The organism is Streptomyces glaucus, from assembly GCF_039533365.1.
Classification (GTDB): domain Bacteria; phylum Actinomycetota; class Actinomycetes; order Streptomycetales; family Streptomycetaceae; genus Streptomyces; species Streptomyces glaucus.
On record NZ_BAAATK010000055.1, the window covers coordinates 1 to 25236 of the forward strand.

Annotated in this window: 27 protein-coding genes and 1 pseudogene; 19 read left to right on the forward strand and 9 right to left on the reverse strand. The window is 74.4% G+C overall.

The window, feature by feature from the left end; genetic code table 11:
* Window positions 1-75 precede the first annotated feature (75 nt).
* Window positions 76-537 carry a DUF2199 domain-containing protein gene (locus ABD363_RS28110; protein ID WP_344608584.1) on the reverse strand — a complete coding sequence of 154 codons (462 nt, stop codon included), beginning with the start codon at window positions 535-537 and terminating at the stop codon, window positions 76-78.
* A gap of 478 nt (window positions 538-1015) precedes the next feature.
* Here ABD363_RS28110 and ABD363_RS28115 point away from each other — a divergent pair, with 478 nt between their 5' ends.
* From ABD363_RS28115 to ABD363_RS28140, 6 genes and pseudogenes are all read left to right on the forward strand, one after another.
* Window positions 1016-1633, forward strand: a complete 618-nt coding sequence (locus tag ABD363_RS28115) for a PadR family transcriptional regulator (RefSeq protein ID WP_344608586.1) — start codon at window positions 1016-1018, stop codon at window positions 1631-1633.
* Window positions 1634-1985: 352 nt separating this feature from the next.
* On the forward strand, window positions 1986-2525 hold the full coding sequence (locus ABD363_RS28120; RefSeq protein WP_344608508.1) for a Clp protease N-terminal domain-containing protein: 540 nt from the start codon (window positions 1986-1988) through the stop codon (window positions 2523-2525).
* 53 nt (window positions 2526-2578) lie between these two features.
* Window positions 2579-3174, forward strand: a pseudogene (locus ABD363_RS28125) (IS701 family transposase); the annotation flags it as partial.
* Window positions 3175-3520: 346 nt separating this feature from the next.
* Entirely contained in the window at window positions 3521-4699 is a 1179-nt protein-coding gene (locus ABD363_RS28130) for a glutathione-independent formaldehyde dehydrogenase (RefSeq protein ID WP_344608510.1), read from the forward strand.
* Window positions 4700-5071: 372 nt separating this feature from the next.
* A complete protein-coding gene (locus tag ABD363_RS28135; protein ID WP_344608512.1) occupies window positions 5072-6085 on the forward strand; it encodes an EamA family transporter in 1014 nt (337 codons plus the stop codon).
* 198 nt (window positions 6086-6283) lie between these two features.
* Complete coding sequence (locus ABD363_RS28140; protein ID WP_344608514.1) at window positions 6284-7234, forward strand: DMT family transporter; 951 nt, start codon at window positions 6284-6286, stop codon at window positions 7232-7234.
* 8 nt (window positions 7235-7242) lie between these two features.
* Here the strand turns inward: ABD363_RS28140 and ABD363_RS28145 are convergent, their stop codons facing one another.
* Window positions 7243-7926, reverse strand: a complete 684-nt coding sequence (locus tag ABD363_RS28145) for a pyridoxamine 5'-phosphate oxidase family protein (protein WP_344608516.1) — start codon at window positions 7924-7926, stop codon at window positions 7243-7245.
* A gap of 35 nt (window positions 7927-7961) precedes the next feature.
* On the opposite strand from ABD363_RS28145, the gene ABD363_RS28150 reads away from it, so the two are divergent.
* On the forward strand, window positions 7962-9293 hold the full coding sequence (locus tag ABD363_RS28150; RefSeq protein WP_344608518.1) for an aminotransferase class I/II-fold pyridoxal phosphate-dependent enzyme: 1332 nt from the start codon (window positions 7962-7964) through the stop codon (window positions 9291-9293).
* A gap of 156 nt (window positions 9294-9449) precedes the next feature.
* Here the strand turns inward: ABD363_RS28150 and ABD363_RS28155 are convergent, their stop codons facing one another.
* Window positions 9450-9935, reverse strand: coding sequence for a Rieske (2Fe-2S) protein (locus tag ABD363_RS28155; RefSeq protein WP_344608520.1), 486 nt, complete (start codon window positions 9933-9935; stop codon window positions 9450-9452).
* A 241-nt stretch (window positions 9936-10176) separates the two neighbouring features.
* Between ABD363_RS28155 and ABD363_RS28160 the strand changes: the two genes are divergently transcribed.
* From ABD363_RS28160 to ABD363_RS28190, 7 genes are all read left to right on the forward strand, one after another.
* Window positions 10177-10932 carry a HipA family kinase gene (locus ABD363_RS28160; RefSeq protein WP_344608522.1) on the forward strand — a complete coding sequence of 252 codons (756 nt, stop codon included), beginning with the start codon at window positions 10177-10179 and terminating at the stop codon, window positions 10930-10932.
* Entirely contained in the window at window positions 10929-11345 is a 417-nt protein-coding gene (locus tag ABD363_RS28165; RefSeq protein WP_344608524.1) for a DUF3037 domain-containing protein, read from the forward strand. The genes ABD363_RS28160 and ABD363_RS28165 overlap by 4 nt, the downstream gene beginning before the upstream one ends.
* Window positions 11346-11481: 136 nt before the next feature.
* A complete protein-coding gene (gene fabG, locus ABD363_RS28170) occupies window positions 11482-12243 on the forward strand; it encodes a 3-oxoacyl-ACP reductase FabG (RefSeq protein WP_344608526.1) in 762 nt (253 codons plus the stop codon).
* A gap of 11 nt (window positions 12244-12254) precedes the next feature.
* Window positions 12255-13007 (forward strand): SDR family oxidoreductase, encoded by a 753-nt coding sequence (locus ABD363_RS28175; RefSeq protein ID WP_344608528.1) that lies wholly within the window; start codon window positions 12255-12257, stop codon window positions 13005-13007.
* Window positions 13008-13194: 187 nt separating this feature from the next.
* Window positions 13195-14781, forward strand: coding sequence for an ABC transporter substrate-binding protein (locus ABD363_RS28180; RefSeq protein ID WP_344608530.1), 1587 nt, complete (start codon window positions 13195-13197; stop codon window positions 14779-14781).
* A gap of 93 nt (window positions 14782-14874) precedes the next feature.
* Window positions 14875-15558, forward strand: a complete 684-nt coding sequence (gene ung, locus ABD363_RS28185) for a uracil-DNA glycosylase (RefSeq protein WP_344608532.1) — start codon at window positions 14875-14877, stop codon at window positions 15556-15558.
* Between the two features lie 182 nt (window positions 15559-15740).
* Window positions 15741-16259, forward strand: coding sequence for a hypothetical protein (locus ABD363_RS28190; RefSeq protein WP_344608534.1), 519 nt, complete (start codon window positions 15741-15743; stop codon window positions 16257-16259).
* Window positions 16260-16307: 48 nt separating this feature from the next.
* On the opposite strand, the gene ABD363_RS28195 is transcribed toward ABD363_RS28190, so the two are convergent.
* Together ABD363_RS28195 and ABD363_RS28200 are read right to left on the reverse strand one after the other, a co-directional pair.
* The gene (locus ABD363_RS28195) at window positions 16308-16658 is read right to left on the reverse strand and encodes a hypothetical protein (protein WP_344608536.1); all 351 of its coding nucleotides are present in this window, start codon (window positions 16656-16658) and stop codon (window positions 16308-16310) included.
* Window positions 16659-16930: 272 nt separating this feature from the next.
* On the reverse strand, window positions 16931-17443 hold the full coding sequence (locus ABD363_RS28200; protein WP_344608538.1) for a DinB family protein: 513 nt from the start codon (window positions 17441-17443) through the stop codon (window positions 16931-16933).
* Between the two features lie 246 nt (window positions 17444-17689).
* Here ABD363_RS28200 and ABD363_RS28205 point away from each other — a divergent pair, with 246 nt between their 5' ends.
* Window positions 17690-18595, forward strand: coding sequence for a Gfo/Idh/MocA family protein (locus tag ABD363_RS28205; protein ID WP_344608541.1), 906 nt, complete (start codon window positions 17690-17692; stop codon window positions 18593-18595).
* On the opposite strand, the gene lnt is transcribed toward ABD363_RS28205, so the two are convergent.
* Entirely contained in the window at window positions 18519-20093 is a 1575-nt protein-coding gene (lnt, locus tag ABD363_RS28210; protein WP_344608543.1) for an apolipoprotein N-acyltransferase, read from the reverse strand. The two genes, ABD363_RS28205 and lnt, sit on opposite strands and share 77 nt — an antisense overlap.
* Window positions 20094-20457: 364 nt before the next feature.
* Between lnt and ABD363_RS28215 the strand changes: the two genes are divergently transcribed.
* Complete coding sequence (locus ABD363_RS28215) at window positions 20458-21198, forward strand: SDR family oxidoreductase (RefSeq protein ID WP_344608545.1); 741 nt, start codon at window positions 20458-20460, stop codon at window positions 21196-21198.
* A 27-nt stretch (window positions 21199-21225) separates the two neighbouring features.
* Here ABD363_RS28215 and ABD363_RS28220 read toward each other — a convergent pair whose 3' ends face one another.
* Together ABD363_RS28220 and ABD363_RS28225 are read right to left on the reverse strand one after the other, a co-directional pair.
* A complete protein-coding gene (locus tag ABD363_RS28220; RefSeq protein ID WP_344608547.1) occupies window positions 21226-21405 on the reverse strand; it encodes a hypothetical protein in 180 nt (59 codons plus the stop codon).
* Between the two features lie 374 nt (window positions 21406-21779).
* Window positions 21780-22655, reverse strand: coding sequence for an undecaprenyl-diphosphate phosphatase (locus tag ABD363_RS28225; RefSeq protein ID WP_344608549.1), 876 nt, complete (start codon window positions 22653-22655; stop codon window positions 21780-21782).
* A gap of 101 nt (window positions 22656-22756) precedes the next feature.
* Here ABD363_RS28225 and ABD363_RS28230 point away from each other — a divergent pair, with 101 nt between their 5' ends.
* Complete coding sequence (locus ABD363_RS28230; RefSeq protein ID WP_344608551.1) at window positions 22757-22930, forward strand: hypothetical protein; 174 nt, start codon at window positions 22757-22759, stop codon at window positions 22928-22930.
* A gap of 7 nt (window positions 22931-22937) precedes the next feature.
* On the opposite strand, the gene ABD363_RS28235 is transcribed toward ABD363_RS28230, so the two are convergent.
* Window positions 22938-23702 (reverse strand): TVP38/TMEM64 family protein, encoded by a 765-nt coding sequence (locus ABD363_RS28235; RefSeq protein ID WP_344608553.1) that lies wholly within the window; start codon window positions 23700-23702, stop codon window positions 22938-22940.
* Window positions 23703-23739: 37 nt separating this feature from the next.
* On the opposite strand from ABD363_RS28235, the gene ABD363_RS28240 reads away from it, so the two are divergent.
* Window positions 23740-23952 (forward strand): hypothetical protein, encoded by a 213-nt coding sequence (locus tag ABD363_RS28240; RefSeq protein WP_344608588.1) that lies wholly within the window; start codon window positions 23740-23742, stop codon window positions 23950-23952.
* Between the two features lie 92 nt (window positions 23953-24044).
* A complete protein-coding gene (gene tuf / locus ABD363_RS28245) occupies window positions 24045-25214 on the forward strand; it encodes an elongation factor Tu (protein ID WP_344608555.1) in 1170 nt (389 codons plus the stop codon).
* Window positions 25215-25236 lie beyond the last annotated feature (22 nt).

Consider the following 25236-nt stretch of genomic DNA (forward strand, 5'->3'; position numbering starts at 1 on the left):
GGCCTGATCATCAGACCCGCCTGACCAGCACGACATCACGAGTTCAACCTCAGTAGTCCGAGCGAAGCTGTTTCATCAGGCGTCATCGCTGGTGGGGTGGAGAACAGCCTCGGCGATTTCACGAACGCGATCCAGCGTGATGCCGTTGCGTTGTTCGACGGCGAGGGGATGGTCGGTGGGCTCCAGCTCGATGAAGGGGCGCTGACCGACGGGACGTATGTGGACGTGCGTCTTCAGGTTGATGGTGCTCGGCGAGTACGGCGAAAGTTCGGTGGACAACCACCCGAAGTACGGACTCTCGGCCTCGCGTCCGGGGGTCTCCCACATGTCTGCCGCGCGGGAGAAGTTCTCCCTGCTCAGGGACACCCAGACGGCCCATGAGAAGACGTCGTTCCTGCCTATGACCGGTATCTCGACCAGCCCCTTAACGAAATAGTGCTCAGCCTTGATCACGCACTGATCGGAGGAGAGCCGGCTGCCGTCGGTGTCGGCGAAGCTTGGGTTCCAGTAGTAGGGGGCCGTGGCCGAGTAGTTCATCGGCAGTTCTGCGTGCGACTGGCCGCAGCACGAGCAGGTGAATCCGGGGGCGCTGGTCATGAACGAGAGCCTAATGATCGGATCCGGCACCCTGGTGCCTGCCTCCAGGTCCTCAATCGGCACGACAAATCGACAGCGGGTGCGACGCGCCTCGCTGCCAGGCCCCGTCTGAGTCTGCAGAGAGATCGGGGGAAAGTGCGTCACCACCGTCATCCCAACAAGGATCCGCAGGTCAAGGCGCTGGTGCGGGTCTGAGACTGCGTCACCCAGAACCCTCGCCAGGGCAGATTCACTGAGACGAACAGTCGATACGGCACATTCGCTGAGACGAAGTTGGATCCGAGCACCTTCGTTGAGACCTGCGCAACCTTCGCTGAGACAGGTCAAGCGGTGGTGCGGCACGGGGGTTGCCGGCCGAACTGTTCCGATATATCGTCGAAGCATCGTGATGGATCGATGATGGAGTGGAGTGGTGGCGATGCGCATCCACGGTTTCGAGCGCGCGCACGGACGGGACGGCTCTTCGGGGCACGGCCGGGACGGTTTCGACGGACGGCGCGCGGCCTTCGGCCCCTTCGGGCCGGGCGGCCCCGGCTTCGGCCCGGGCTTCGGCCCCGGCCCCTGGGGCGGACGGGGCCGGGGCGGACCGAGGGGCCGGGCGCGGCGCGGCGACGTGCGCGCGTCGATCCTGGCCCTGCTGAAGGACCGGCCCATGCACGGCTACGAGATGATCCAGGAGATCGCCGAGCGCAGCGGCGGCGCGTGGAAGCCGAGCCCCGGCTCGGTGTACCCCACCCTCCAGCTGCTGGAGGACGAGGGTCTGATCGTCAGCGAGACCGAGGGCGGCAAGAAGCTGTTCTCGCTCACCGAGGCGGGCCGTGCCGCGGCCGGCGAGGGACCCGACGCGCCCTGGGAGGAGGCCTCGCGCGGGGTCGACTGGGAAGCCCTCGGCGAGATCCGCCAGGCCGGCTTCGGGCTGATGGAGGCCTTCGGGCAGGTCTGGAAGACCGGCAGCAAGGAGCAGCGCGAGAAGGCGCTCGGGGTCATCAACGACGCCCGCAAGAAGCTGTACCGGATCCTCGCCGACGAGGACTGACGGCCCGGGGCCGGTGCCCTTGTCACCCTGCCGCAGGCGCTTCGCGGGGTACCTCGCCGCCTGCGGACCACCCCGCCGTCCCGCGGCCGCGGGGGAGCGCGCCCCGGCCGGGCGGGCGGCCCCGCCCGCGTCCGGAGACACGGCCGCCCGGCGGCCGCCGGCGGGCGGCCGCTCCCGTGCCGCGCCCGCCCGCGGGGGCGTGCGGCGCGGGAGCGCACTCCCCTGAGAGGGAACGGCGTGATCTCCTCCTCAAGGAGGAGACGCCGGCCGTCGGCGTCCACTCTCCGTGGGACGCCGAAATGCTTCCCCCCGGGGATGACTCGATCACGGCGGGGCTGATGGGGTGGAGGACGTGCACCCCCGCATCTCCCGGCAGTCGCACGGCGAGCGGACGGACCGGCTGCCGGGCCGTACCGACGACGGTGCCCGGTTCGGCGTCGAACTGGCATCGGTGGTCTCCGGTGCCCGCCGGCGGGCGACCCGGGACGGGGACCGTCAGGTCGACACGGCACATCTGCTGCACTCGCTGCTGGAGCACGACCCCGAGGTGTGTGCCGTCCTCGACGACGGACCGCGGGTCGCCCGGCTGCTCGGCTACCTCGTGCAGCGCAGCATCGGCTACGGCCTGCGCTGGCAGGGCAGCGTCGAGGACTCCGGCGCCGTACCCGTGGCGACGGACGCCGCGGGCTTCTCTCCGCTGGCCGCGGCCGCGATGGCGGACGCCCTCGCCCGCGCCGGACGGCGGGACGGCGCCCGGGCCCGCGGCGTCGACCTGCTCGCCGCGATCGTCGCGGACCCGCAGGCGCGGGCCGTCGAGGTGCTCACCCGCGCCGGGATCGACCGGCGGACGGTGACCGCGCGGATCGACAGCCGCCTCGAACGGCGCACCTAGTAGTGCTTCGTTACATCGGGTGATCTTTGCCGGTGGTGGGCATCCTCTCCGGTATGAGGCTGGGGGAGGTGGAACGGCTCCGGGGTGAGTGGGCGGAGTTCGTTGCCGATGTGTTCGCCTCGGTGCCGCGGCGGGATCAGCGGCGGTGGGGCGAGTGTTGTCTGCGGGGCCTGATGCTGGACGGCCGGCGCAAGTCGGTCCAGCCGATGGCCGAGCGGCTGCCGGACGGGAACATGCAGGCCCTGCAGCGGTTCGTGAACCAGTCGCCCTGGGACCCGCTTCCCGTCAGGCAGCGGATCGCCCAGCGGCCAACCGAAGCGGTCACGCCCGGGGTCTGGGTGGTCGACGACGTGTCGTTCCCCAGATGCGGCACCGCGGCGGTGGGGTGGCCCGGCAGTACTGCGGAGCGGTCGGGAAACGGGCGAACTGCCAGGTCGCGGTCAGCGTCCATGCCGCCACCGACACCGCGTCCTGCCCGCTGAACTGGGAGTCGTATCTGCCGCGTGAGTGGACGGATGCACCGGAGCGGTGCCGCGGGGCAGGAGTCCCCGACGAGGTGGCGCACCAGGAGAAGCGGCGTCCGGCGCTCGGCCTGCTCGACACGCTCGGCGAAGGGCAGCTGAAGGCGCCGGTGGTGGTCGCCGATGCCGCCACGGACAGCGCAGAACCCAACGAAGCACTACTAGCCGGTGACCTGAATCGGAGATGCGACTTCGGTCGGTGGCCGTCCGGATGCGGAGAAATCCGCTGATCGATCGGGGAATGGTCGTTTCGGGCCGGAGGTCGACGGGGACTCGCACGGCACGCCGCCGGGCGCCGAAGCTCCGCCGGGCGGGCCGGTGGCAGCACCCCCGTTCCATCTGATCCGGGTGAACGGCCCGTGGAGGCGTGCCAGAGCCACGGACCCCGTCGTAGCGCCTTCCGGGATCCAGGCTCTTCGCGCCGTCTCATCATCGCTGTGTCGCGGTCATGCCGCGACACCGAGGGAAGTCATCATGAAAGCAGCGGTATACGAAGGACCGCGAACGGTCACGGTGAAGGACGTGCCGGACGCGAAGATCGAACACCCCTGCGACATCATCGTCAAGATCACCGCCACCAACATCTGCGGTTCGGACCTGCACATGTACGAGGGCCGCACCTCGTTCGAGTCCGGCCGCACCCTGGGACACGAGAACATGGGCCAGGTCGTGGAGGTCGGCTCGGCCGTCCGCAAGGTCCAGGTCGGCGAGTACGTGGTTCTGCCCTTCAACATCGCCTGCGGCTTCTGCAAGCAGTGCGAGCGGGGACTGACCAACTACTGCCTGACCATGCAGCCCGAACCGGCCCTCGCCGGAGCCGCTTACGGATTCGCCGACATGGGCCCCTACCAGGGCGGCCAGGCGGAGCTGCTGCGCGTGCCCTACGGCGACTTCAACGCGCTGCGCCTGGGCGAGGACGCCGCCGAGCGGCAGACCGACTACGCGATGCTCGCCGACATCTTCCCCACCGGCTATCACGCCACCGAGATGGCCCACGTCAAACCGGGCGACCAGACCATCGTCTTCGGGGCCGGTCCCGTCGGGCTGATGGCGACCTACTCCGCCCTCCTCAAGGGCGCCGGCCGCGTCTGGACGGCCGACCACCGGCCCGACCGGCTGCGCAAGGCGGAGGAGATCGGGGCCATCCCGATCAACACCGCCGAGCAGGACCCGGCGGAGGTCGTCAAGGAGGCCACCCTCGGTCTGGGTGCCGACAACGGATGCGAGTGCGTCGGCTACCAGGCACACGACCCCCAGGGACACGAGGACGCCAGCCTCACGCTCAACGGACTGATCGACTCGGTCAGGTTCACCGGCGACATCGGCGTGGTGGGTGTGTTCCTGCCCCGGGACCCCGGCGGTACGGAGGCTCAGGGAGAGCTGGAGGCCCAGGGCAAGGTTCCGATCGACTTCGGGACGATGTGGCTCAAGGGCCAGCACATGGGGACAGGGCAGGCGCCGGTGAAGAAGTACAACCGGGCGCTGCGGGATCTGATCGCCGGCGGGAAGGCGAAGCCGGGCTTCGTCGTCTCCCACGAGCTGAGCCTGGACGAGGCCCCCACCGCCTACGAGCACTTCGACGCCCGTGACGAGGGCTGGATCAAGGTGGTCCTGCATCCCGACGGACACGGCAACGGCGACAAACACCAGTAGGGCTTGGTCGCCGCGTTCCCGCCCGCCGCGCGACGCCGCGCCCCCGCCCCCGCCGCGCCGGGCCCCGACCCGGGTGCGCCCCGTACCGGGCTCGGGTCCCGCCACGCCGCGAGCGCCCGCCCGGCGCCGGGCGGCCCGCCCTCCGGGCGGACGGCGGGAAGGTGACGGCAGGGCCCGGCCCGCGGTGCTTGCGGCGCACCTCGCGCCCGCGGCGCCCCTCGGCCGCCGGCGGCCCGGAACATTGCCCGGCGCGTCCCGGAACTCCCGCGGGGCTCTTGCGCCGCACCCCTTGGACCTCCCGGATCCGTCCCGCGTCCGCCCGGTGGGACAGGTGCCAAGGGGAGTGACGCTCATGTCGCCGCCTGCCATCATGTGCCGGTGCGTACCTCACAGAGCAGTCAGGGCAGCCGGGGAAGGGGCATCGGGCTCGGTCTCGCGCTGGCGTCCGCGGTCGCCTTCGGAGGGTCCGGTGTCGCGGCCAAGCCGCTGATCGAGGCGGGCCTCGACCCGCTCCACGTGGTGTGGCTCCGGGTGGCGGGCGCGGCCCTGGTGATGCTGCCGCTCGCCGTGCGCCACCGGGCGCTGCCGCGCCGCCGCCCGGGACTGCTCGCGGGCTTCGGCCTGCTGGCCGTGGCCGGAGTGCAGGCCTGCTACTTCGCCGCGCTCTCCCGCATCCCCGTCGGGGTCGCCCTGCTCGTGGAGTACCTGGCGCCCGCGCTCCTCCTCGGCTGGGTGCGGTTCGTGCAGCGGCGGCCGGTGACGCGGGCCGCCGCGGTCGGCGTGGTCCTCGCGGTCGGCGGGCTCGCCTGCGTCGTCGAGGTCTGGTCGGGACTCGGCTTCGACGCCCTCGGCCTGCTGCTCGCGCTCGGCGCCGCCTGCTGCCAGGTCGGCTACTTCGTCCTGGCCGACCAGGGCGCCGAGGCCGGCGACGAGGCGCCCGACCCGCTCGGCGTCATCGCCCACGGCCTGCTCGTCGGCGCCGCCGCGCTGACCGTCGTGGCCCGCCCCTGGACCCTGGACTGGTCCGTCCTCGCGGGCACCTCCGACCTGAACGGCACTCCCGTCGCCGCCGGTGTGCTGCTGGCCTGGATCGTGCTCGTCGCCACGGTCCTCGCGTACGTCACCGGCGTGCTGTCCGTGCGCCGGCTCTCGCCGCAGGTCGCCGGTGTCGTGGCGTGCCTCGAAGCGGTGATCGCGGCCGTCCTGGCCTGGGTGCTGCTCGGCGAGCACCTGTCGGCGCCGCAGATCACCGGCGGTGTGGTGGTCCTGCTGGGCGCGTTCGTCGCGCAGTCGTCGGCGCCCGCGAAGGACTCCGCCCGGCCCGTGGCGCGCGGCGGCCCCGACGACCCGGAAAGGGAGTTGTCGGCCCCCGGCGCGACGGCATAAGGTGCTGATCATGCATTCGAACGCAGTCGTTCTTCCGCCCCCGGCCGCCTGAGGCGGGCCCTCCGGAGACGAGCCCGGCGCCTCGCCGGGCCGAACGGTGCTGCCCGCAGAAGAAGTCCGCGGACCCCGCGTCCCACGTCGTGACCCCGGGGTCCTTCCCGAACTTCCGCGCCCTGTGCGCGTCTGCGGAGACAACTCGTGTCGAATGCTGCTTCCGGCCTGCCCGTCGGGCGAGGCCTGCTCTGTCTGATCGTCGCCGGTGCCGCCTGGGGCACCGCGGGGGCCGTCGCCTCCCTGGTCTACCGGGCCAGTGACATGGGCCCCGTCGCCCTGTCGTTCTGGCGGTGCGCGTCCGGGCTCGTGCTGCTGCTCGCCGTCCGCGCCCTGCGTCAGCGCCCCCGGACCGCCGCGGCCGAGCCCTTCCGCCGCAAGGCGCTGCGGGCCGCCGTCACCGGACTCGGCCTCGCCGTCTTCCAGACGGCCTACTTCGCCGCGGTGGAGTCCACCGGCCTCGCCGTGGCCACCGTCGTCACCCTCGGCGCCGGGCCGGTGCTGATCGCGCTCGGCGCGCGGCCGGTCCTGGGGGAGCGCCTCGGCCCGGGCGGGACCGCCGCCGTCGCCGGCGCGCTCACCGGCCTCGCCGTGCTCGTCCTCGGCGGCGGCGGCGCCACCGTGCGGCTCCCGGGCGTGCTGCTCGCGCTGCTGTCCGCGGCCGGGTACAGCGCGATGACGCTGCTCACCCGGTGGTGGGGCCGCGGCGGCGGGACCGACGCCGCGGGCACCTCCGTGGGGGCGTTCGCCGTCACGAGCCTGTGCCTGCTGCCCCTCGCCCTGGCCGAGGGACTGGTGCCGCACACCGCCGCGCCCGGCCGGCTCCTGCTGCTCTTCGGGTACCTGGCGGCCGTCCCGACCGCCCTCGCGTACGGCCTCTACTTCGCCGCCGCGGCCGTCGTGCGGTCGGCCACCGTGTCCGTGATCATGCTGTTGGAGCCGGTGGTCGCGGCCGTGCTCGCGATCGCCCTGCTCGGTGAGCGCCTCACGGCGGCCACCGCGACCGGCACCCTGCTGATGCTCGGCTCGGTCGGCGGGCTGGCGATGGCCGAGGCACGGGGCGCACGGGTGCGGCAGGAGCAGCCGGCGCCCGTGTGATCAGCGGGTCACCTGGCCGCCAGGTAGTCGGGGAGGGGGGTGCCGGGGGCCAGGCCGGGGTCGGCGACCGGGGCGTCGTAGCCCTTGCGCAGCGGGAGGAGGCCGGCCCAGTGGGGGAGGGCCAGGTCCTCCGGTTCGTCGTTCACGCCGCCGGTGCGGAGCTTGGCGGAGACCTCGTCCAGGTCGAGGCGGATCACGGCGGTGGCCGCCAGCTCCTTCCGGCTGGCCGGCCGGGAGTCGCGCGAGCGGCCCGGCACGACGTGATCGACCAGCGCGTCCAGGGCGCGGCGCTTCTCCTCGGGGTCGGTCACGTCGTGGGCCACGCCGTGCACCACCACGGACCGGTAGTTGACCGAGTGGTGGAAGGCCGAGCGGGCCAGCACCAGCGCGTCCACGTGCGTGACCGTCAGGCACACCGGCAGCCCCGGATCGGTGCGGCCCGTCATCCGCAGCGGGCGCGAGCCCGTGGAGCCGTGCACGTAGAGCCGCTCGCCGACCCGGCCGTACAAGGTGGGCAGCACGACCGGCGCGCCGTCGCGGACGAAACCGAGGTGGCAGACGTAGCCCTCGTCGAGTATCGCGTGCACCGTCTGACGGTCGTACGAGGCCCGGCCCGGGGAGCGGGTGGGGACCGTGCGGTCGGTGGGGGCGTAGGCGGCGGGCTGCGACGGTGTCGGCTCGGTCCCCTGCATGGCGCTCTCCATTGCACTAGTGCATAATTTTGTTTGTGCTAGGAGAATATCCGATCAGTGGGCGGCGTGCAGCCGAGATCTGCGCGAGCGTCGAGCGCGCGGTGGGCGCGGGGGACCTGGAGCCGGGCCGGCCGCTGCCGCCCATGCGGGAGCTGGCGGCGCGACTCGGCGTGAACCCCAACACCGTCGCCGCCGCGTACCGCATGCTGCGGGAGCGCGGAGTCATCGAGACCGCGGGCCGGCGCGGCAGCCGGGTGCGGCCCGCACCGGCCACGACCGGCCGGGACCACATCCGGGCGGACGTGCCCGAGGGGGTGCGCGACCTGTCCAGCGGCGACCCCGACCCCGCGCTGCTGCCGCCGCTGGCCCGGGTGCTCGCCGACGCCGCCGCCGAGGGCGACCGGGCGCCGGTGCTGTACGGACAGGACCCGGTGGAGCCGGCGCTGGCACGCCTCGTCCGGGCCGAACTGGACGCCGACGGGGTGCCGGACGGGCCGCTCGCCGTCGTGTCCGGAGCGCTCGACGGCGTCGAGCGGGTCCTCGCGGCCCACCTCAGGCCCGGCGACGCCGTCGCCGTCGAGGACCCCGGCTGGAGCCGGACCCTCGACCTCGTGCCGGCGCTCGGCCTGCGCACCGTTCCCGTCGGCGTCGACGACGACGGCCCCCGCCCCGAGGAGGTACGCCGCGCCCTGGCGGCCGGGGCCCGCGCCCTGATCGTCACGGACCGGGCGCAGAACCCGACGGGCGCCGCGGTGAGCGCCCCCCGCGCACGTGCCCTGCGGTCGGTGCTCCGGGAGCACCCGGAGACCCTGCTGATCGAGGACGACCACGGCCACGGCGTCGTCGACGTGCCCCTCCACCCGCTCGCCGGGGCCACCGCCCACTGGGCCCTCGTCCGCTCGGCCGCCAAGGCCTACGGCCCCGACCTGCGGCTCGCCGTGCTCACCGGGGACGCCGTCACCGTCGACCGGGTGCGCGGCCGGCAGCGGCTCGGACCCGGCTGGGTGAGCCGGCTGCTGCAGCGCGCCGTGGTGCGGCTGCGGACCGGTGGCGCGGTGGACCCGGCCGCGGTGGCGGCGGCCTACGGGCGGCGCCGGGACGCGCTGATCCGCGCGCTCGCCGGGCACGGGATCGCGGCGCACGGACGCAGCGGCATGAACGTCTGGGTCCCCGTGCCCGACGAGACCGGCGCCGTCGCCCGGCTGCTGCACGCCGGCTGGGCCGTGGCCCCGGGCGCCCGCTTCCGGATCAGCGCACCGCCCGGCATCCGGATCACCGTCTCGACGCTGGCCGAGGAGGAGACCGGGCCCCTGGCGCAGGCGGTGGCCGCGGCGGTGGAGGCGGGACCGCTGCGCAGCTACGTGTAGGGAGCCGGCCCCCCGCGCGAGGGCGCCTGCGACCCGGTCCGCTCCGGCGCGCCGGCGCCGACCGCCGTCCGCCGATCCGGGCGGCGGCCCGCTCCCCGCGCGCGGCGGCGGACGGGACCGGCTGACCGGGCGGCGCCGTGCGCGGGAACGGCCGGCTCAGGCCAGCCGGATGGAGTCCCCGCTCACGGTGATCCCCACGGCCGGCAGCGGCGCGGTCGCCGGACCGCTCCGCACGCTGCCGTCGGTGATGGAGAAGTTGCTGTTGTGGCAAGGGCAGTTGATGACCCCGTCGGCGACGCTCCTCACCGCGCACCCCCGATGCGTGCAGGTGGCCGAGAACGCCTTGAACTCGCCCGCCGACGGCTGGGTCACCACCACCTTCCGGTCGGCGAAGACCTTCCCGCCGCCCTCGGGGATCTCGGAGGTCGAGGCGAGCGCGGCACCGGCCGCGGCGTCGCCGCCCGGGGAGCCGCCCGTCCCCCCGCTGTCCTGGGCGGCGCCGGACGGATTCGGGGAGGCGGCGCCGGAGGAGTCGTCCGAGCCCCCGCACGCGGTCAGCGCGACGGCGAGGCCCGCCGCTCCGGCCGCCACGACGGTTCTGCGGGCCGGTCCCGCTGCGGGCTGAGGCGATGCGCTGGTCATGCTGACGTTCCCTTCCGCGCGGTGTGCGCGCTCTGTCGACGTGCGTGATCCGCCGAGAGGCACGGGCCGTGCGCGACGGCTGTTCACCCGATGTCCGCATCCTGGCCCGTCCGAGGTGAATCCTGCGTCAGACACGGCCGTCGATCCGCTGCCGTGCCCCCGGCGCTCCCGCCGCCCGCCGGGCGCCGCCCCCGCCGCCCGCCTGGCGCCGCCCCCGCCGGCGCCCCAGTAACCTGGGGCGATGCTCAAGGAAGTCACCGCGACCCGCTACATCACGCCCCTGCGGGAGGGCGGTTCGCTGCCGGGACTCGTCGAGGCCGACGACTTCGGCACGTACGTCATGAAGTTCACCGGCGCGGGGCAGGGCCGCAAGACGCTCGTCGCGGAGGTCGTCTGCGGGGAGCTCGCCCGCCGGCTCGGCCTGCGGGTGCCGCGGCTGGTGGCGATCGGCCTCGACCCGGTGCTCGGCCTCGGCGAACCCGACGAGCAGGTGCAGGAGCTGCTCAGATCCAGCGGCGGCACCAACCTCGGCATGGACTTCCTCTCCGGAGCCCTCGGCTTCGACCCCCTCGCCTTCCGGGTGAGCCCCGAGGAGGCCGGACGGATCCTCTGGTTCGACGCCCTGGTGAACAACGTCGACCGGTCCTGGCGCAACCCCAACCTGCTGATGTGGCGGGGCGAGCTGTGGCTCGTCGACCACGGGGCGACCATGATCTGGCACCACAACTGGCCCGGCGCCGAGGCCTCCGCCGCCCGCCCCTACGACGCCCGCGACCACGCGCTGAAGTCCTTCGCGCCGGACGTGGCCGCGGCCGCGGCCACGCTCGCGTCCCTGGTCACCGAGGACCTGCTGGCCGAGGTCACCGCCGAGATCCCCGACGCCTGGCTGACCGGCGAACCCGGCTTCGACACGCCCGACGACCTGCGGCGGGCCTACGCGCGCCCCCTCCTCGCGCGCGCCGCCGTCATCCACGAACGCATCCGGGGGACCGAGTGAACGAGCGCCACATCATCCGGGCCGGCCAGGGCGGCGGCCGGGACCTGTTCGAGTACGCCCTCCTGCGGGTCGTCCCGCGCGTCGAGCGCGGCGAGTGCATCAACGCCGGGGTGCTGGTGTACTGCCGCGCCCGGGCGTACGTCGGCGCGCGCACCCACCTCGACGAGGCGAGGCTGCTGGCCCTCGACCCGGCCGCGGACGTGGCGGGCGTACGGGCCGCGCTGCGCGCCGTCGAGGGCGTGTGCGCCGGCGGCGCGGCGGCCGGGCAGGCCGCGCAGGACGACGCCGGGCGGCGCTTCCGCTGGCTGATCGCGCCCCGCTCCACGGTCGTCCAGCCGGGCCCCGTGCACACCGGGCTCACCACCGACCCGGCGGCCGAGACGGAGCGTCTGCTCGACCTGCTGGTGAGGTAATGGACCACACGCGCCCGGCAGGCCGTTGACACCGGGTGCCAGGGTCTCTAGCGTCACGTCTGCTGAAGGTACTAAGCGGTCGCTCATCCCAGGGCGGGCCGCAGGAGCCGCATCCCTAGGGCGAGGAGAAGCAGCAATGTCCACCACTGAGCAGCGGGTCGCCGTGGTCACGGGCGGGGCGCGCGGCATCGGCGCCGCCACCGCCGTGCGCCTGGCCGCCGAGGGCCGCGCGGTCGCCGTGATCGACCTCGACGAGGCGGCCTGCAAGGACACCGTCGAGAAGATCACCGCGAACGGCGGCAAGGCGATCGCGGTCGGCTGCGACGTCTCGGACGAGGCGCAGGTCGAGGCGGCCGTCGCCCGGATCGCCGAGGAGCTCGGCGCGCCGGTGATCCTGGTCAACAACGCGGGCGTGCTCCGCGACAACCTGCTGTTCAAGATGAGCGTCTCCGACTGGGACACCGTCATGAACGTGCACCTGCGCGGCGCCTTCCTGATGACCCGGGCCTGCCAGAAGCACATGGTCGACGCGGGCTTCGGCCGGATCGTCAACCTCTCCTCCTCCTCCGCGCTCGGCAACCGCGGCCAGGTCAACTACTCGGCCGCCAAGGCCGGTCTGCAGGGCTTCACCAAGACCCTCGCCAAGGAGCTCGGCAAGTTCGGCGTCACCGCCAACGCCGTCGCCCCCGGCTTCATCGCCACCGAGATGACCAAGGCCACCGCCGAGCGCGTCGGCATGGGCTTCGAGGAGTTCAAGGCCGCCGCCGCCACCCAGATCCCCGTGCAGCGCGTCGGCGAGCCGGAGGACATCGCCAACGCGATCGCCTTCTTCACGGGCGAGGCGGCCGGCTTCGTCTCCGGCCAGGTGCTGTACGTCGCCGGCGGACCGCTCGACTGAGGACCACGGACATGACTGAACTCTCCGGCAAGGTCGCGCTGATCACCGGCGCGAGCCGCGGCATCGGCTACGGCGTCGCGGAGGCGCTCGTCGCCCGCGGCGACCGCGTCTGCATCACCGGGCGCAACGAGGACGCGCTGAAGGAGGCCGTCGACAGGCTCGGCGCCGACCGGGCCGTCTACGCGGCCGGCAAGGCCCACGACGAGGCCCACCAGGCCGCCGCCGTCGAGCGCGTGATGGAGGCCTTCGGCCGCGTCGACTACCTGGTCAACAACGCCGGCACGAACCCGGTGTTCGGGCCGATCGCCGACCTCGACCTGAACGTCGCGCGCAAGGTCTTCGAGACCAACGTGATCTCGGCGCTCGGCTTCGCCCAGCGCACCTGGCACGCCTGGCAGAAGGACAACGGCGGCGCGATCGTCAACATCGCCTCCGTCGCGGGCCTCGCGCCCTCGCCCTTCATCGGCGCCTACGGCGTCAGCAAGGCCGCGATGATCAACCTGACCGTGCAGCTGGCGCACGAGTTCGCGCCCGGGGTGCGGGTCAACGCCATCGCCCCGGCCGTCGTGAAGACCAAGTTCGCGCAGGCCCTGTACGAGGGCCGGGAGGCGGAGGCGGCCGCGGCCTACCCGCTGGGCCGGCTCGGCGTGCCCGCCGACATCGGCGGCGCCGCCGCGTTCCTCACCTCCGAGCAGTCCGACTGGATCACCGGCCAGACCCTGGTCGTCGACGGCGGCGTCTTCCTCAACGCCGGCGTGGCCTGACGGACCGACGCGGCACGGGCGCCGGCCGGCACCGACGGCGCCCGTGCCGGCGTACGGGCGGCCCGCCGCGGGATGACAACGTAGTCATATCGGATTGGTCAAAAGCGCTGCTCAGCGGGGGTCCGGCGGGCGGGACGCCGCGGTAGGGTCTGCCGACCCTTGGTGCGGTGGATCGAGGAGTGTGCGCGTGTTCGACCGGAACCGATGCCTGCGGCAGGCGGTGGCTGTCGCGTCCCTGTGGTGCCTGGCCACCGGCTGCGGCGTGCTGCCGCCCGACAGCCCCCGGGACGAGGAGCCGATCGTCGTGGGGACGACCAGCGCCCCCAGCACGCTGGACCCCGCCGCGTCCTGGGACAGCTCCTGGGAGCTGTTCCGCAACGTCTACCAGACGCTGCTGAGCTACCCCAACGGGGCGACCGTGCCCCAGCCCGACGCGGCCGAACGGTGCGCGTTCACCGACGGCTCGAACCGGGTGTACCGCTGCGAGCTGCGGAAGGGCCTGACGTTCTCCAACGGGGACGCGGTCGACGCCCGGGCCGTCAAGCACTCGCTCGACCGGATCCGGAAGATCAACCTCGACGGCGGTCCCGCCGGGCTGCTCGGCAGCCTCGACCGCGTCCGGGCGCCCAGCGAGCGCGAGGTCGTCTTCCACCTGAACAAGCCGGACGCCACCTTCCCGTTCGTGCTGGCCACGCCCGCGATGTCGATCGTGCACCCCGGCAGCTACCCCGCCGGCGCCGTGCGCGAGGACGGCGGGATCGTCGGCTCCGGGCCGTACACCCTGAAGTCGTACGACGAGGGCGAGAAGGCCGAGCTGGTCCGCAACGACCGCTACCGGGGCTTCGCGGAGCACCGCAACAGCGCGGTGACCGTCCGCTACTTCCAGGACTCGCGCGCCATGGTCCGGGCGCTGCGGGAGGACCGGATCCAGGTCACCTACCGCGGCCTCGCCGCCGACGACATCGTCTCCCTGCGCGGCGAGGAGACCGGGGACGGCGGCATCCAGCTGGTCGAGGGCACCGGTACCGACATCAACTACCTGGTGTTCAACCCCGGGGACCCGTGGGCGGGCAAGAAGGCCGTGCGCCGGGCCGTCGCCCAGGTCGTGGACCGGGCCGCGCTCGCGCACCGGGTCTACAAGGACACCGTCGACCCGCTGTACTCCATGGTCCCCAAGGGCCTGACCGGCCACACCACCGGCTTCTTCGACACCTACGGCGACCCCAGCGCCGCCAGGGCCCGCCGGATCCTCACCGCCGCGGGCATCACCGGGCCCGTCCCGCTCACCCTGTGGTACACGACCGACCGCTACGGCTCCGAGACCGCGCTGGAGTTCAAGGAGCTCGAACGCCAGCTGGAGGCCTCCGGCCTGTTCACCGTCACCCTCGAGAGCCGTCCCTGGAAGACGTACGTCGAGGGCTACCGGAAGGGCGAGTACCCGGTGTTCGGGCGCGGCTGGTTCCCCGACTTCCCGGACGCGGAGAACTTCATCGCGCCCTTCGTCGGCGAGCGGAACGCGCTCGGCACGCCCTACCCGGCCCCCCGGATCACCGACGTGCTGCTGCCCCGCTCCCGCGCGCGCAGCGACCGCGCCGACGTGGTGGGCGACTTCGAGGAGGCCCAGCGGATCCTGGCGGACGACGTGCGGCTGCTGCCGCTGTGGCAGGGCAAGCAGTACGTCGCCGCCGGCGACGACATCTCGGGCGTGGGGCGGGCCCTGGACCCGTCGACGATCATGACGATGTGGGAGCTGCACCGCAAGACGAGCTGGTAGCGCCCCGCTCCCGCCGGCGCGCGGGGGCGGTTGTCAGTGGCCGCCGGTAGGTTCTGAGGTCTGGAAGCGACCGCACAGTGTAAGGAAGTCGACGTGACCGACATCGCCATGCTGCCCGAGTCCTGGCGTGCCGTGCTGGGGGACGAACTGCAGCAGCCCTACTTCAAGGAGCTGACGGAGTTCGTCGAGGCGGAGCGGGCGAGGGGGCCCGTCTACCCCCCGCGCGAGGAGGTCTTCGCCGCGCTGGAGGCCACGCCGTACGACCGGGTGAAGGTGCTGATCCTCGGCCAGGACCCGTACCACGGCGAGGGGCAGGGACACGGCCTGTGCTTCTCGGTGCGCCCGGGGGTGCGGATCCCGCCGTCCCTGCGGAACATCTACAAGGAGATGCACGAGGAGCTGGGCACGCCCGTCCCGGACAACGGCTATCTGATGCCCTGGGCCCGCCAGGGCGTCCTGCTGCTCAACGCGGTGCTCACGGTCCGGGGCGGCGAGGCCAACTCGCACAAGGGGCGCGGCTGGGAGAAGTTCACCGACGCGGTGATCCGCGCGGTGGCCGACCGGCCCGACCCGGCGGTGTTCGTGCTGTGGGGCAACTACGCGCAGAAGAAGCTGCCGCTGATCGACCAGACCCGGCACGCGGTGGTCAAGGGCGCGCATCCCTCACCGCTGTCGGCGAAGAAGTTCTTCGGGTCCCGCCCGTTCACGCAGATCAATGAGGCGGTGGCCCGCCAGGGCCACGAGCCGATCGACTGGCGCATCCCGAACCTGGGCTGAGCGGCGCCGGCCCGGTCCCCGCACCGGGCCGGTCCGGGCCGCCCTCCCGCACGGGGGCGGCCCTTCGGGCCGGTCCCCGCCGGCGGGGACCGGCCCGGTGCCGCACGGGGGCGCCTGACCGGGATCGCCGCCCGCTGCGGTTAGCGTCGTCGGGGACGGCTGACGAGGGCGCGGAGGTCACGGTGGCGGAGCGGCAGGAGCGGACGGCGCCGGACGCCGTGCTGACGCGGATCGGGCAGGCCGCCCTGCTGCACCACGCGGGGGACCGCGAGGAGGCCCGGCACCGCTTCCTGGACCTGTGGGCGGAGATCGGCGTGCACGGCGATCCGCTGCACCGCTGCACACTGGCCCACTACCTCGCCGACACCCAGGACGACCCGGCGGACGAACTGGCCTGGGACCTCAGGGCGTTGTCGGCGGCGGAGGAGGCGACGGAGGGGAGGGGGGCACCGGCGGAGGAGCGGCCCGCCGCACCCGGGGGAGCGGCCGCGGCGCGTGCCCTGTACCCCTCCCTCCACCTGAACCTCGCCGCCGACTACGTCAAGCTCGGCCACCGCGAGGCCGCCCGCACCCATCTGCGCCGGGCCCGCGGAGCGGCCGCCGCCCTGACGGACGACCGCTACGGGCACGGGGTACGGGCGGCCATCAGCCGGCTGGAGGCGCGCCTCGGCGAGGGCGCTCCTTTCGGGGACGAGGGCTGAGGGCCGCCGCGGCAGCGGCCACAGCCGGGCCCGTCCCGCTTTTCCGACTCAGCGGCCGTAGGTCTGCTCGCAGATCCTGGCCTCGCGGCTGTCCGCCCGCCAGCCGCCGTACGTTCTGCCGAGGGCGCATACGTCGATGCCGCCGCCGGGGTTGCCGCGGGCCGTCTCCGGGACGCCGGGCGGCTGGACGCGCGGACGCTCCGGGGGGCGGGGCGCGCGCTCGCGCGGCCCGGGGCGGACCGGACGCGGGGGCTGCTGCCGGCGCTGCTCCGGCAGACCGGCGGACGGCCTGCGGCTTGGTGGGGGCGCCGCGGGGCCCGTACGGGGCGTGAGAGTGGGCCGTGCCGGGCGGCGGGAGGGCCCGACGAGTTCCAGGGCCTCACGGACCGGGGCCTGCACGATCCGTGGTTCCGCCGGGCCGTCCGGGTGCGGTGTCGGCAGCCGGGACGCGCCCGCCGTCGGCCCGTCGGCGGGCGCGCCCCGGACCGTCGTACAACCCGACAGGACCGCCAGGGTCACGGTCGCCAGGAGCGCTGCGGTGGTCGTCGTTCGATGCACGCGCGTCACTCTGCTGGGTCCGGGGCCCCTCCCGGCGGCGGACGGGCGGAGGATGCCCCGCACGGGTGATCCCCCGCCCGGGTACGGAGGCCCCGGGCCCGCCGCGGGGGACGTCAGTCGCCGGTGGCGCCGTCGAGGCGCTCGCGGATCAGATCGGCGTGGCCGTTGTGCCGCGCGTACTCCTCGATCATGTGCGTGTAGATCCAGCGCAGGCTGAACGGCTCGCCGGTGGACCGGCTCCTGCCCCGGGACAGGTCGTCCAGACCGAAGCCGGACGCGGCCCGCCGGGCGGCGTCGACCTCGGCCTGCCAGGTGGCGCGGGCGTCCTCCCAGGTGTCCGCCTCGGTGAGGTGGAACTCGCCGTCCGGGTCGTCGTCGCTGTAGTGGATCGGGCCCGGGTCGTCGCCCACGAGCACCTTGCGGAACCAGGTCCGCTCCACCTCCGCCATGTGCCGCACCAGCCCCATGAGGGACAGCTCGGACGGCGCCACCGAGGCGGTCCTGAGCTGGTCGTCGGTCAGGCCCTCGCACTTCCACGCGAGGGTCTGCCGGTGGTAGTCCAGCCAGCCCTCCAGCAGGGGGCGTTCAGCGGCGTTGCCGGCGGGTTCGCGGCGTTCGGTCGTCATCCCCGTATCCTCGCCCGGCCCGCGCCGCTCCACGAGCGGTTTTCCGGTCCGCCGTCACCGGCGGGGCGTTCCGGCGAGCGGTTCCCGCGGGCCCGCTCGCACCCCCTCCGGGCCCGGCACCCCGGCTCGGCGCGAGCCGTCCACGCCGGGAACACCGCCCCGTCCGCCCCGTCCGCCGGCGGCTCCCGCGGCGGCCGTATGCTGCGCAGCAGACCCCGGCAGGCAACCACCAGAGGAGAGCGCCCCGTGAAGGTCGGCTGCATCGGACTCGGCGACATCGCGCAGAAGGCCTATCTGCCGGTACTGGCCTTCCAGCCCGGAATCGAGCTGCACCTGCAGACCCGTACGCCCGCGACGCTCGCCCGGGTCGCCGACGGCCTCCACCTGCCCGGAGCGCAGCGGCACGCGACGCTGGACGACCTGCTCGCCCAGGACCTCGACGCCGCCTTCGTGCACGCGCCGACCGTCGCCCACCCGGAGATCGTCACCCGCCTGCTCGAAGCGGGCGTGCCGACCTACGTCGACAAACCGCTCGCCTACGAACTCGCCGACTCCGCGCGGCTCGTGGCGCTCGCCGAGGAGCGCGGCGTCGGTCTCGCCGTCGGCTTCAACCGGCGCCACGCCCCCGGCTACACCCAGTGCGCCGAGCACCCGCGCGAGCTGATCCTGATGCAGAAGAACCGGGTCGGGCTGCCGGAGGAGCCGCGCACCATGATCCTCGACGACTTCATCCACGTCGTGGACACCCTGCGCTTCCTGGTGCCCGGCCCCGTCGACGACATCACCGTGCGCGCCCGCGTCGAGGACGGGCTGCTCCACCACGTCGTGCTCCAGCTCGCCGGGGACGGCTTCACCGCGCTCGGGGTGATGAACCGGCTCAGCGGCTCGGCCGAGGAGATCCTGGAGGTCTCCGGCCAGGACGCCAAACGGCAGGTGATCAACCTCGCCGAGGTGATCGACCACAGGGGGCAGCCCACCGTGCGGCGGCGCGGGGACTGGGTGCCGGTGGCCCGGCAGCGCGGCATCGAGCAGGCCGTGCTGGCCTTCCTCGACGCGGTGCGCGCGGGCAGGGTGCTCAGCGCCCGGGACGCGCTGGAGACCCATGAGCTGTGCGAGCGGGTGGTACGAGCGGTCCGGGAGCGGGCCGCCTGAGCCGCCGCGCCCGCAGCCCCTCGGCACCGCCCCCGGCGAGGAGGACCAGCAGCGCCGCGTACACCGGCCAGTGACCGAAGCGGACGTACGGCGTGGTGCCGTGCGCGAGCGGGACCTCGTACACGTGCGCGGTGCTCTCGCCGGTGCCGAGCCGGGGGCCGACGGGCCGGCCGTCCGGGCCGTGGACCGCGGAGACCCCGGTCAGCGTGGCGTGCACCATGGGACGGCCGGTCTCGGCGGCGCGCAGCGCGGCGAGCGAGGCGTGCTGCGCGGGGGCCCAGCTCTGCTGGAACGTCGACGTCGAGGACTGTCCGACGAGCACATCGGCGCCCTTTCGCGCGAGGTGACGGGTCATGTCGGGGAACGCGGTCTCGAAGCACACCAGGGGGCCGATCCGCAGCCCGCCGCCGGCGTCCATCACCACCTGCGCCGAGCCGCGCCTGCGGTCCTCGCCCGCCGCCTCGCCGACGGAGGTGGCCCAGCCGAGCAGCGAACGGGCCGGGACGTACTCGCCGAAGGGGACGAGCCGCATCTTGTCGTAGCGGTCGCCGGTGGGGCCGCCGGGCCCGACGAGGATCGAGCTCTTGTAGATGCCGGGCCGGTCGGAGCGGCGCGCGTCCACGTTGACCAGGATGTCCGCGCCGGTCTGCCGGGACAGCGCCGCGAGCCGCCGGGCCGGGCCGGGCCGGTCGTCCAGGTCGAAGCCGACGCTGCTCTCGCCCCAGACGATCAGGTCGGCGCCCTGGCCGGCGAGCCGCCGGGTCAGTTCCTCCTCGCGGTCGAACCGGCGGTCGGCGCTGTGCGCGCCGGCGACGACGCCCGGCTGCACCACGGCGACCCGCACCGTCCCGTGGACACCGGGGCGCGGCGCGCCCGCCCAGGCCGCGGCGGTGACGGCGGCGACGGCGACCAGGGCGGCCACGGCCGGGAGGCGGACCCGGCGGACCGCGATCAGGACGGCGACCGCGACGTTGACGGCCACCACCAGGAGGCTCAGCAGCCACACCCCGCCGACCGAGGCCAGCCGCAGCGCCGGTGCGGCCTGCCACTGGCTCGCGCCGAGCATGCCCCAGGGACCGCCGAGCCCCTGCCAGGACCGCACGAGCTCCACCGCGAGCCAGCCCGAGGGCAGCACCAGGAGCGCCGCCGCGACCCGGCCCCGCGAGGGCGTCCCGGCCAGCAGCCGGTGGACCAGCCGGCCCCACGGAAGCCACAGCGCGCCCAGCAGCGCGGCGAGGACGAAGGTGAACACGTGCAGGTTCGGCAGCAGCCAGTGGTGCATCGCCAGCATGAACCCGAACCCGCCGCACCACCCGTCGTACGCCGCCCGTTTCCCGGTCGGCGCCGAGCGGACGAGCAGCAGCCAGGGGACCAGCGCGACGGGGGCGCACCACCACAGGGACGGCGCGGGGAAGGCGAGCACGGGCAGGGCGCCGGCGAGTGCGGCGGCGGCGCCGCGCCACCAGGGGGAGGCGAGCCGGTGACCGAGCGTCTTCATAGGCGCCTCCCTACCCCGTGGTGCCTTCAGTGTGCGCCCTGCGGACGATCTAGGACAGGGGGCGCCGGGCCAGTCGATCACAGGGGCGGGCCGCCGCCCGGAAAGGCGCCGCCGCTTCCCCCCTACGGCCACCCCGGTCGGCCGCCGTGCGCGACGGGCCGCTCCCGTCCTGGCCGGCACAGCCCGCCGGGGCGGCGTGGCCGGACCGGGCCGGGGTCGCGCCGCCGGGCCGGTCGCCCGGAACCGGCCGCGGGCCGCCTCGGGACGTGCGCGCGCACCGGACGCCGCCCCCGGCAGGCGGACGCCGGTACCCGGGGCACTAGGGTGGGCGGGCGTCGTTCCGACCCGCCTACAGGAGGCACATGTGAAGCGTTCCGTGACGGTCGTCACCGGCGGCAGCCGGGGTATCGGTGCCGCGACCTGCCTGCGGCTCGCGGCGGACGGGCACGACGTGGTGGTGGGCTACGTCCGGGACGCCGCCGCTGCGCAAGCCGTGGTGGACGGAGTGCGCGCGGCCGGCGCGCGCGGTGTCGCCGTACGGGTCGACACGGCCGTCGAGGCCGATGTCGAGCGGCTCTTCGAGTCGGCGGAGCAGACCCTCGGGCCCGTGACGGGGCTGGTGAACAACGCCGGGGTGACCGGGCCCCTGGGGCGGCTCGCCGACACCGACACGGCGGACCTGCGCCGGGTCGTGGACGTCAACCTCCTGGGGACGCTGCTGTGTTCGCGGCGTGCCGCGCAGCTCATGGCGTCCCGGGACGGCGGTGCCATCGTGAACGTGTCGTCGGCGGCGGCCACGCTCGGCAGCCCCGGCGAGTACGTCCACTACGCGGCGGCCAAGGCCGCCGTGGACGCGCTGACGATGGGCCTGGCCAAGGAGCTCGGCCCGGACGGCGTCCGGGTCAACGCGGTCGCGCCCGGGATCGTCGACACGGAGATCCACGCGGCGATGGGCGACCCGGACCGCGCCCGGCGCGCGGCCGGCGCGATTCCGCTGCGCCGGCCGGGACAGGCGGAGGAGATCGCCGCGGCCATCGCCTGGCTGATGTCACCGGACGCCTCCTACACCACGGGGACGGTGCTGCGGGTCTCGGGCGGGCGCTGAGGCGTCCGCCGGCCCCGGCGGACCGCTTCAAGCGGCCTCGACGACCTCGCCGCGGATCGCGGTCGCCCACTCGATCACCAACAGCTCGTACTCCGCGCGCTCCTGGGCCGACAGGGACCCACCCGCGCGCCGCCACAGGGCGCGGATCTGCTCGTTCACCTCGGCGGCAGACCGCGCGGAACCAGGGGTCACGGAATCGGGGGACATGCGGACAAGCCTAGGGGCAAGCACTGACAGTCCGCTACCGGGCGGCTACCCGGCCGGTATGGGTTTGGTCACGGCCACCGCGGGCGGGCGCCGGGGCGCCCTCGGCCCGGGGCCGCGGCCGGCGGTCAGCCCGATCCGCGCGGCGGCGCGCCCCCGGCACCGCGCCGCCCTGGACGTCGCCGCGGAAGCCGCCGCGGCGGGACCGCGTCGCGGTGCGCTGTCCGGACGGGCCGGACGCGGGGGGCTCCGGGCGGGCCCCGCCCGGTCCCCGGCGGGCCGGGAAGGCGAGGGCCCCCGCGAGCGACACCGCGGGGGCCCTCGCCACGCCGGGCGCAAGGCCGCCGAGAGCGCGGGCCCGTCCCGTGGCTCCTCGGTCAGTGCGCCGGCTCACCCGCGTGCGGACTCAGCACGCCCATGCCGACCAGCACGATGATGACCACGCCGAGGGCCAGCCGGTACCACACGAACGGCATGAAGCTCTTCGTCGAGATGAACTTCATGAACCAGGCGATGACCGCGTAGCCGACGGCGAAGGCGATGACCGTCGCGAAGATCGTCGGCCCCCAGGAGACGTGACCGTCCTCCGTCGCGTCCTTGAGCTCGAACAGACCGGAGGCGAGCACCGCCGGGATCGCCAGCAGGAACGAGTACCGGGCCGCGGCCTCGCGCCGGTAGCCCATGAAGAGGCCGCCGCTGATGGTGGCACCGGAGCGGGACACGCCGGGGATGAGGGCCATCGCCTGGCAGATGCCGTAGATCAGGCCGTCGCGCACGCCCAAGTTCTCCAGCGTCTTGCGCTGCTTGGGCGCGCGGTGCCGGCCGCCGCTCTCGTCGCGGGCCGCCAGCCGGTCGGCGACGCCCAGCACGATGCCCATGCCGATCAGCATGGCCGCGGTGATCCGCAGATCGCGGAACGGCCCCTCGATCTGGTCCTTCAGCGTCACGCCGAGCACGCCGATCGGGATGGAGCCGACGATCACGAGCCAGCCCATCCGCGCGTCCGGGTCGCTGCGCATCGCCTTGTCGGTGAGCGAGCGGAACCACGCCGAGACGATCCGGCCGATGTCCTTGCGGAAGTAGATCAGCACCGCGGCCTCGGTGCCGATCTGGGTGATCGCGGTGAAGGCGGCACCCGGGTCCTCCCAGCCGGAGAAGGCGGCGGTCAGCCGCAGGTGCGCGCTGGAGGACACGGGGAGGAACTCGGTCAGCCCCTGGACGAGTCCGAGGACGAGGGATTCAAACCAAGACATGAAGTTACGGAGTCCAAGTGCCGGCGAGGAACGGGCGACGGGCACACCGAGCCGACGGATGCGGTGATCGCGAGTGCCGAGGGGCAGCGTAGCGCCCCCCGGTGACAGCTCGGGCACAGGGGCTTGGAAACCGGGCCCGGGCGTTCGCGGCGGAGCAGGCCGCCGCCGGCCCGGCTGCCGGGAAGGTGCTGCGCGGGGCGCGCCCGTCCGTCGACGACACCGGCCCGTTCGAGGACGGCGAGGCGTTCGCGAGCGCGGTGCCGGCGAGGACCTGACGGGTCGTCAGCGGGCCCGCAGGTGGTGGCGCTTGCGCCAGGCCACCGCCGCGCCCACGAGCCCCGGCACGGCGACGCAGGCCAGCGCGATCAGGAAGGCCGGGGACGTCGGCGCGGAGGCGCGGGCGCCGGCGACGACGTACGCCGCGGTGTTCGGGACCGACCCGAGCGCCGTCGCGAGCAGGAAGGGCGCGAGGCCCATGCGGGAGACGGCGGCGCAGTAGTTCGCGGCCCAGAACGGCACGCCGGGAAAGAGCCGCGCCGCCAGCATCGAGCGGAAGCCGTGCCGGCTGAGCTGCCCGTCCGCGGCCTTCAGCCACCGGCCCCGCAGCAGCGGGCGCAGCGCGTCCTGGCCGAGCACCCGGCCGAGGCAGAAGGCGGTCCCGGCGCCCAGCACCGTGCCCGCCAGGGCCGCGCCGAGGCCCAGCTGCGCGCCGAAGAGCGCGCCGGCCGCGAGGTTCAGCAGCGGCCGCGGCACGAACGCCACCGTGCACAGCCCGTACGCCACCGCGTACGCCAGCGCCGCCGCGGCTCCGCCGAGCTGTTCCGGCACGCCGTCCACCAGCATGTGCTGCGGCTCGAAGAGCAGCACCGCCGACGCGGCGGCGGCCAGCAGGACGACGAGCAGGGACAGCCGCGACCAGGGCGAGAGCAGCGCTCTCGCGCAGCGGCCGGCCGGCCGGGCCGTGGGGACGGCGACGGCGAGGTCCGTGGCGGCGGCCCGGGGAGAGGCCGTGGCGGTGCCCCCAGAGCGGGTGGTGGCATCGAGCATCCGGTGACAGTAACCGAACCGGGTGCGTGATCGCCGTATGGCCCGTCTCACGCGCGGCACGGGCGGGCGGACGTCCGTGCTCGACGCCCGTGGCAGTCCGCGGGAAAACCGTTCGACGCCGGGCGGGGCGTCGGCGATGATCGGTGGCATGTTCCGGCACGCCTTCCTCCTCGGGGCATCCGCGGTCGCGGATGCCGCGAAGGCTGCCGTTCCCGTGCTCGCGGCCGCTGCCGACGGCGCCCGAAGCTGACCCTTCCCGGATCGTCCGGCGGACCCCGCAGGGGGAGGGTCGGCAGGTTCCAGGGGTCCCCGCCACCACCGACCAGGCTTCGAGGTACCGCCATGCCCAAGACGGCGTACGTCCGCACGAAACCGCACCTGAACATCGGCACCATGGGCCACGTCGACCACGGCAAGACCACGCTGACCGCCGCCATCACCAAGGTGCTGGCCGAGCGCGGCACCGGCACGTTCGTGCCGTTCGACCGCATCGACCGTGCCCCGGAGGAGGCCGCGCGCGGCCTCACCATCGACATCGCGCACGTCGAGTACGAGACCGACACCCGGCACTACGCGCACGTCGACCTGCCGGGCCACGCCGACTACGTCACGAACATGGTCACCGGCGCCGCGCAGCTCGACGGGGCGATCCTCGTCGTCTCCGCGCTCGACGGGGTCATGCCGCAGACCGCCGAGCACGTGCTGCTCGCCCGGCAGGTGGGCGTCGACCACGTCGTCGTCGCCCTCAACAAGGCCGACGCCGGGGACGAGGAGCTCACCGACCTCGTCGAACTGGAGGTCCGCGACCTGCTCACCCGGCACGGCTACGGCGGCGACACGCTCCCCGTCGTACGGGTCTCCGGACTCGGGGCCCTGGAGGGGGACCCGCGGTGGACGGCGTCCGTCGAGGCGCTGCTCGACGCGGTGGACACCTATGTGCCGGTGCCGGAGCGCCACCTGGACGCGCCGTTCCTGCTGCCGGTGGAGAACGTGCTCACCATCACCGGGCGCGGGACCGTGGTCACGGGCGCGGTGGAGCGCGGGACGGTCCGCGTCGGCGACCGGGTGGAGGTGCTCGGGGCGGAGACGGAGACCGTGGTCACCGGCCTGGAGACCTTCGGCAGGCCGATGGAGGAGGCGCAGGCCGGGGACACCGTGGCCCTGCTGCTGCGGGGGGTCGCGCGGGGCTCGGTCCGGCGCGGGCACGTGGTGGCCGCGCCGGGGAGCGTGGTGCCCGGGCGCCGCTTCACGGCACGGGTCCACGTGCTGTCGGCGCGGGAGGGCGGCCGCACCACCCCCGTGTCGACCGGGTACCGGCCGCAGTTCCACATCCGGACCGCGGACGTGGCCGGGACCGTCGACCTCGGCGCGGCGGCGGTGGCGCGGCCCGGCGAGACGGTCGACCTGACCGTCGAGCTGGGGCGCGCGGTGCCGGTGGAGCCCGGGCTCGGCTTCGCCGTCCGCGAGGGCGGGCGGACCGTCGGGGCGGGGACCGTGACGGCCGTCGGGTGAGGGCGGCCTCCCACGCGGCGGT

Coding starts and splice junctions, on each gene's coding strand:
- ABD363_RS28115 (WP_344608586.1), top strand. CDS start 1,016: ATGCGCATCCACGGTTTCGAGCGCGCGCACGGACGGGACGGCTCTTCG.
- ABD363_RS28110 (WP_344608584.1), bottom strand. CDS start 537: ATGAACTACTCGGCCACGGCCCCCTACTACTGGAACCCAAGCTTCGCC.
- ABD363_RS28225 (WP_344608549.1), bottom strand. CDS start 22,655: ATGTCTTGGTTTGAATCCCTCGTCCTCGGACTCGTCCAGGGGCTGACC.
- fabG (WP_344608526.1), top strand. CDS start 11,482: ATGTCCACCACTGAGCAGCGGGTCGCCGTGGTCACGGGCGGGGCGCGC.
- ABD363_RS28220 (WP_344608547.1), bottom strand. CDS start 21,405: ATGTCCCCCGATTCCGTGACCCCTGGTTCCGCGCGGTCTGCCGCCGAG.
- lnt (WP_344608543.1), bottom strand. CDS start 20,093: ATGAAGACGCTCGGTCACCGGCTCGCCTCCCCCTGGTGGCGCGGCGCC.
- ABD363_RS28130 (WP_344608510.1), top strand. CDS start 3,521: ATGAAAGCAGCGGTATACGAAGGACCGCGAACGGTCACGGTGAAGGAC.
- ABD363_RS28175 (WP_344608528.1), top strand. CDS start 12,255: ATGACTGAACTCTCCGGCAAGGTCGCGCTGATCACCGGCGCGAGCCGC.
- ABD363_RS28235 (WP_344608553.1), bottom strand. CDS start 23,702: ATGCTCGATGCCACCACCCGCTCTGGGGGCACCGCCACGGCCTCTCCC.
- ABD363_RS28160 (WP_344608522.1), top strand. CDS start 10,177: ATGCTCAAGGAAGTCACCGCGACCCGCTACATCACGCCCCTGCGGGAG.
- ABD363_RS28200 (WP_344608538.1), bottom strand. CDS start 17,443: ATGACGACCGAACGCCGCGAACCCGCCGGCAACGCCGCTGAACGCCCC.
- tuf (WP_344608555.1), top strand. CDS start 24,045: ATGCCCAAGACGGCGTACGTCCGCACGAAACCGCACCTGAACATCGGC.
- ABD363_RS28240 (WP_344608588.1), top strand. CDS start 23,740: ATGGCCCGTCTCACGCGCGGCACGGGCGGGCGGACGTCCGTGCTCGAC.
- ABD363_RS28145 (WP_344608516.1), bottom strand. CDS start 7,926: ATGCAGGGGACCGAGCCGACACCGTCGCAGCCCGCCGCCTACGCCCCC.
- ABD363_RS28155 (WP_344608520.1), bottom strand. CDS start 9,935: ATGACCAGCGCATCGCCTCAGCCCGCAGCGGGACCGGCCCGCAGAACC.